The 6,637-nt window shown below is 41.7% G+C and carries 4 protein-coding genes and 1 pseudogene; 1 reads left to right on the top strand and 4 read right to left on the bottom strand.

The window, feature by feature from the left end; all coding sequences use genetic code 11:
* Positions 1-140 precede the first annotated feature (140 nt).
* The 4 genes and pseudogenes from IM475_RS11845 to IM475_RS11830 form a co-directional block, all read right to left on the bottom strand.
* Positions 141-461 (bottom strand): annotated as a pseudogene (locus IM475_RS11845) (response regulator); the annotation flags it as partial.
* A 779-nt stretch (positions 462-1,240) separates the two neighbouring features.
* Positions 1,241-2,308 carry an S-methyl-5-thioribose-1-phosphate isomerase gene (gene mtnA, locus IM475_RS11840; RefSeq protein WP_287727678.1) on the bottom strand — a complete coding sequence of 356 codons (1,068 nt, stop codon included), beginning with the start codon at positions 2,306-2,308 and terminating at the stop codon, positions 1,241-1,243.
* A gap of 177 nt (positions 2,309-2,485) precedes the next feature.
* Positions 2,486-2,863, bottom strand: a complete 378-nt coding sequence (locus IM475_RS11835; protein WP_287727677.1) for a helix-turn-helix domain-containing protein — start codon at positions 2,861-2,863, stop codon at positions 2,486-2,488.
* Between the two features lie 298 nt (positions 2,864-3,161).
* Positions 3,162-4,769: an MFS transporter gene (locus IM475_RS11830; protein WP_287727676.1), complete on the bottom strand. Its 1,608-nt coding sequence runs from the start codon at positions 4,767-4,769 to the stop codon at positions 3,162-3,164.
* A gap of 470 nt (positions 4,770-5,239) precedes the next feature.
* Here IM475_RS11830 and IM475_RS11825 point away from each other — a divergent pair, with 470 nt between their 5' ends.
* On the top strand, positions 5,240-6,343 hold the full coding sequence (locus IM475_RS11825; protein ID WP_287727675.1) for a glycosyltransferase family 4 protein: 1,104 nt from the start codon (positions 5,240-5,242) through the stop codon (positions 6,341-6,343).
* Positions 6,344-6,637 lie beyond the last annotated feature (294 nt).

Raw genomic sequence — 6,637 nt, 5'->3', positions numbered from 1 at the left:
TCAATTCCTAATAGTCTTTTAGTTTGTTTCGGATATTTTTGAATGTATTCCCAAGTGTAGTTTTTCATGGCTTTTTTTGAGTTACTATTTGTTTTATTATATCCTATTATTGTGATTTAATTAAATTATGGAGAGGTCTAGTAGGAATCAGCCCCAGCACTAAAAGCCGCTAAAACCTGTTCTTGGGTTTTGTGCATGGTTAGCATGAGGATTTTCGTGGCCAGGGGGTCTTCGCCCCGATTTTGTTGGAAGCGTCGCACTAACTCGATCCCATCGATCATAGGCAAACCTATATCGATGATCGCTACATCGGGTTTAGTCTCCTCTAGCAGTTTCAGTCCCTGTAATCCACTGATGGCTTCTCCCACCACTTGAATACCCTCTCGATGCTGGAGAGCGGCAACCAAGCCCATGCGCGTTAAATCGTGGTCTTCTACAACGATAACCCGCACTTTATCCATATTTTTTGACCAGTTTCGCCGAAGTAAGTGATGATTTGATAATTTTGGCTTTTCGATTATTCGAGCCGCTCCTTAACATTGACTTCACTCCCTTCCTCCTTCTCTGAATTCCGCTTTCTTATTCTTCATTCGGCAATCCCCTTTTTCCGGTTGATTTTATTGATACTTACTAAAAGCAGAGATGGCAAATATACTTAGCCTCCCCTAAAATATACTCAAATCTACCCAAATCACCCAGAATTTTCTGCTTTAATTATTTCTTTATAATATCATACAAATCTCGATTATGCAAGGATTTGGCTTTTCTGGTTTCTGTGTGGAAACGAGGCCTATACTGATAGTTGATTTATTCACCAAAATAGCCCTAAAAGTCTTTCCCAGTAAACATTTCAGAATTTGATCGGCAAAAATTATTACACAAAGTCGAGAAGAGCCAAGATAATTTTAAGAAGAATACATCTTTGAGCTGCTTGGATTTTCATAGAATAGAACCAAGCTCTGGTTTAATTAATTTTTTAGCCTATATTAACAAAAAAATAATCTAAAACTAATAAATAATTTATGGTTTCTTGATTTAAGTAATCAATAATTAATTCAAACTATTCTATTGATAACTAGATAGTTTCTCAAAATTACTCTAGTCCTTTAGTTTATGGATAGAGGTAGTTTTTGTCTATTTTTCGCCCTTGGCCGTCACCTCCAATGGGATTGAGGCGGAATTTTTCCCCACTGTGCCAATCGATATAAACAAATAAAAATGGTGTCAGTGGGGAAAAAACTCACCCCGAGGATTCCTGTAAAAAAATTAATTCAGCCGGTGTTACCGCTCCTTTTTCGGTAATGATAGCGGTAATTAAAGCGGCCGGAGTAACATCGAAAGCGGGGTTATAAAAGTTAACATCTCTGGGGCAAACGGTAGTTGTCCCCACCTGATAAATTTCGGCACGATCACGCTGTTCGATCGGGATACCCGTACCGTCTTTAAGGGAAAAATCCACCGTCGATAGGGGGGCAGCCACATAAAAAGGCAGATGATGAGCTTTTGCCAGCACCGCGAGGGAATAGGTGCCGATTTTGTTAGCCGTGTCCCCATTGGCCGCAATGCGATCGGCCCCAACAATCACCGCATCGATCAGTTTTTGCTGCATACAGTGGGCCGCCATGCTATCGGTGATCACGGTGACGGGAATTCCCTCCCGCAGACATTCCCAGGCGGTTAATTTTGCCCCTTGCAACCTTGGCCGGGTTTCATCTGCATACACTTGTATTAATCTCCCCGCCGTCCAAGCGGAACGAATCACCCCTAAAGCAGTACCATAACTGGCCGTGGCCAGGGAACCAGTATTACAGTGAGTTAAAATTGTCAGTTTTTCTGGTTGCTCTGGCAGCGCCAATAAACCATGATGACCGATCGCCCGACAGGTTTCCACGTCTTCTTTTTGGATATTGTGGGCAGTTTCCAGGAGATTTTTGGTAATTACTGCCACTTCTGGGCCACTTTCCCTGGCCACTTTTAACATTCGCTCGATCGCCCAGAATAAATTCACCGCCGTCGGCCGGGTTTGGGCTAATCGATCGGCTATTCTAGTTAAATCAGCCAGAAATTCCTCTGTCTGGTCGGTGGTAATTTCCTGCGCTCCTAAAACCATACCGTATGCAGCCGCCACCCCGATCGCCGGGGCACCGCGGACAATCATCGTTTCGATCGCCCGGGCCATGGCTTCACTGCTGGTGATCTCAACTTCCTCATACTCCATGGGTAAACGGGTTTGATCGATCAGCCAAACTTTGTTATCTTGCCAACGCACGGGATAGATTGAGTTATTCTCGGCATTGTTTGTGGTCATAATTAGTAATCTCCGTAATAGTTGCAAAATTTTGTTTTTTTTTAAGAGGTCTAGTCCCGTGCGCTCTAGTTACTTTAAGCGAGCCAGCTTGGATTCTGGTTATAGCTAGATTAGGGTTTAATCTGATACATCCCGAATTTTATCCTTTATATTCTTGTCTAAGTTTTTGGACTCTTTCTATCTCTTTTCTGGTCGGGTGTAGAGTTTTTTTTTGCGGGTGATTCTCAAGCGTTCGGCTATTCTTGCCACTGTCGCCACACTTAACACTATACCAGTTATTTCTAGGAATAGTTCCGATAGTTCGGCTAGAGTTGCGTCATTATTTTCCTCAATCAAATCACCGAGGGCGATCACCTGTTCTGGCGTAAGTTTTAAATGACGGCCACATCGATAAGTCTTCGGTCGAATATCTCCCGTTTCTCGAGATTGCTTCAAAAGCTTTTGTACGAAACTTAAGGTTACGCAGAATCTTTTCGCTAATTGTCTTTGAGAGATGGGTTCGTTATAATAACAGTCTAGGATTTTCTGACGGAACTCTACTGGATAGGATTTCATTTTTTTTACAATTTAGTTATCGATAACATTATACTCATTGAAGACATTATGCTGCCGGGTCGATTGTACCCAGTAACAAGTAGTTCAAAAATCAATACAATTACTTTGGGGTAAGGGTTTGCTGATTTTTATGGGCAGGAAGTTCGGGAATAAATAAAAATAATCTCCTGTCTCCTGACGGCCGACAACTGATGTTTAAGTACCTAAGCAAAATTAATTACACATATCTAACCACCTCTTGCCTCTTACCTCTTGCCTTTTGCCTTTCTTCACTAGGAAATTTATTTTGCACGACTACTTACTTTTCCTCTTGTCTTCTTGCTGCTAATTGGTCTAAAATTTCGGCGTGAACTTGGCGAGTAATTGGATAAAAATAGGCAAGAATTAAGCTAATGATCAGAAAAAATGCCGGTAAAGGCGCAATTGCTAGGCGAATTGCTATTAAAGCACTATCCGGCTGCAGGGGAATTGCTTCTCCTAGAATTCTCGGTTTAAAACCCGATGTTTCTAGAGCAATACCGACAAGAAATAACCCCAAAGCTAAACCAATTTTTTGCAAAAGTACCATAAAAGCATAAAAAATACCTTCTCGACGTTTTCCTGTTTCTAATTCGTCTAATTCAATCACATCAGGAACCATTGACCAAGGAATTAAATAGGCCACAGATACGCCAAATCCTGCCAAAACTGCCAAAGTATACATTAAAGTTATTTCTCCTGGTTGGAGCAAAAATAAACCGATTTGGGCAATAATCCAGAATGTCATCCCTAAAAAATAGACTATCTTTTTGTCTAATTTCTGACTAACTGCTTGCCAGAAAAATAACATCACTAAAGCTGTTCCCTGTACTGCTAAAGCGACTAAACCCGATTCTGCTTCCGATAGTCTCATGTAGCTGACGACGTAGTAAACCAAAATCGAGGCGGTTAATTGTACTCCTAACCAAGCACAAAGATAGATGCCAATAACGTATAAAAAGGGACGATTACCAAAAACTATTTTTAATTGTTCTTTCAGGGGAATAGTTTCGGTATTATTATCCGCTTCTCTCTGTTTAATTGCCGCACCATCCCTGAGATGATTTTCAGTTTTACCATAGTAAATATTTAACCCAGAAACTATCCCTTCTATTCCTAATAAAATTGTAGAAATAGCGATAAAATCTCTGGGATTTCCCCCCATTTTTCCTACTCCATAGACAAAGGAAAGCGCACCGATAACTATAAAAGCAATTGCCAAAACTTTTTTCCGAGCGGGATTAAGAATCGCTTTTGCTCCTCGTTCTTGTAAAACTAAAGCGCACCAAATAACTGCTATAATCGACATTAAAGCACAAACTACACCTAACAATAAAAAAGCTTGATGGAGATCATTGGCATAGGAGGATGAGACGAGAATATAGAGAATTAATGAGAGAATGCTACCCCCGATCGAAAAGGCAAAACGAAAACTATTTAAGCGGGTTCTCTCATTATAATCATAGGTTAATTCAGGGGTGAGTGCCTGGTAGGGAAGATTGACTACTGTATAGGTTAAATTAAAAATAATGCCGATAAAAATATAATATAAAAATAACCATAATTGGTTATTAGTCGGGATTAACCACAGTAAAAAATAGCTAATTCCGAAGGGAATCGACCCCAATAACATCCATGGTAAGCGACGACCCCAGATCGTACGAGTTCGATCGCTCCACATGCCAATAATCGGATCGTTAATAGCGTCGAAAATTCTCACCACCATCAGCACACTACCGGCTAATCCTGCCGATAATCCTGCCACATCAGTCAGGAAAAATAGCAGGTAAAATACCGAGATATTGGCAGTGATAGCCGGTCCCAAATCACCAGCACCATAGGCGATCTTTGTGGTTAAATTGAGTCTTTCAGAAGTCAAGTGAGCCATAAAAGCAATTACAGAGATTAAAATAAGCTTAACCGTTCTGGGGGCATTTGTAACCTTTGTCAGAGCAGTTGAGTAACTTTAATTTTTTTATCTCTAGTAATTCCCGAAAATATCCAGCGTTAAAAAGGGAAGATTCCTCGATGACACCGGGGACAAAGAAATAGCTTTATCTTTGGCATCCTGGAAAATTCTGACTATTTCCCCGTCCTTTACTGTTTATCTATCGCCTTGGCCAGCATTATCAGCTAAACTGACTAATATCAGTTATTTTAGCTATCAGCATCCGAATTTCCCTGATTCTGGCAGTTACACGCAAGAAGAGCCACCAGATTGTTCTTTTTCGGACTGTTAGCGGTTAGGATCTATTACTTGGGAAACGATCGAAATAGATCAAGAAAGTGTGATAGTACAGATCAAAGATCGGGGAAAATTTTTTCGCCAAACCCAAAACTTTTTGACACTGACGTTCTATGATGCCTCATATATTCCTATTTTTAGAGATTTTTTCCCAAGAAGGTGGTATTCAATCCTATATCAAGGATGTTCTGCAAGCCTATCTCACTTTACCCGATTCTGAGGCGGCCGAGGTTTTTTTACTGCGGGATGCCCCTGATTGTCCTAATCCTTTTAAAAATCAAGGTATTACCTTTCATTACCTGAAAAATAACTCAGCAACTCTCGGACGCATCCAATTAGCCCTTAAGTTTTTAGTTTCTCTCCTCCAGAAACGTCCCCAACAGGTTTTTTGTGGTCATATAAATTTAGCCCCCCTCACCCGTCTTTACTGTCAAGCTTTAGACATACCCTACACCGTCCTTACCTACGGCAAAGAAGTCTGGGAACCTTTACCAAATTCCCAAAAACAGGCCCTGCAAGCGGCCGAATCGATCTGGACAATTAGCCGTTACAGTCGCGATCTTATGTGTAAGGCTAACGCTATCGATCCCAAAAAAGTAGCAATTCTCCCCTGTGTGGTGGATGAGGAAAAGTTTAATTTAGGTGAAAAGTCCTTGACATTAATCAAAAAATATGATATGGAAAATGCCAAAGTTTTATTAACAGTGGCCCGATTGTGGTCGGGGGATATCTATAAAGGGGTAGATGTTACCATTCGGGCACTGCCGACAATTCTAGAGACTTATCCCGAAGTAAAATATCTAGTCATCGGACGAGGGGACGACCTCCCAAGGTTAGAAGCTTTAACCAAGCAGTTAGGAGTGGATAAACAGGTAATTTTCGCCGGTTTTGTCCCGACGGAGGAATTAGCGGACCATTATCGTTTGGCCGATGCTTACGTTATGCCTTCCCGGGAAGGGTTCGGGATTGTTTACCTAGAAGCGATGGCCTGCGGTATTCCCGTGATTTCTGGAGATGAGGACGGTTCAGCAGAGCCGCTCCAGGATGGTTTGGTGGGGTGGCGCGTTCCCTATCGAGATGCCGAAAAGGTGGCTAAAGCTTGTTTAGAAATTTTGTCAGGTCAGGATCAACGTTGTCACCCGCAATGGTTGCGTCAACAAACTCTAACTAAATTCGGCAAAAAGACTTTACGAGCAAAATTAGAGCAGTTAATCTAAATCCCTATGCTCTATGTTAGTGCGGGTTTTGAGGAGCATCCCAGAGCTGCACGGGTAGGAGACCCGTTTTACATAGATTCTCTAATTTTATCTGTGGGCTAGGCTTCTAGCCCGTCCTTCCTGTCATTCAACCAGTTTACCTAGTGTTTGCAGCAAAAAGTACGGGCGAAGCATTCGGATAGAAAATCTACGGTTTCACCGATAGGTTATTGCCCGAATGCTTCGCCCCTACAGGACGCGGGCCGATGAAGACGCAAGGTTTGGAAGCACAATTCTCTCAAAATCTTGCACCTG

It is taken from the genome of Microcystis sp. M061S2 (assembly GCF_020245605.1).
Classification (GTDB): Bacteria; Cyanobacteriota; Cyanobacteriia; order Cyanobacteriales; family Microcystaceae; genus Microcystis.
The sequence above is the reverse complement of the archived record's forward strand: the minus strand, read 5'-3'. Positions and strand labels throughout refer to the sequence as shown.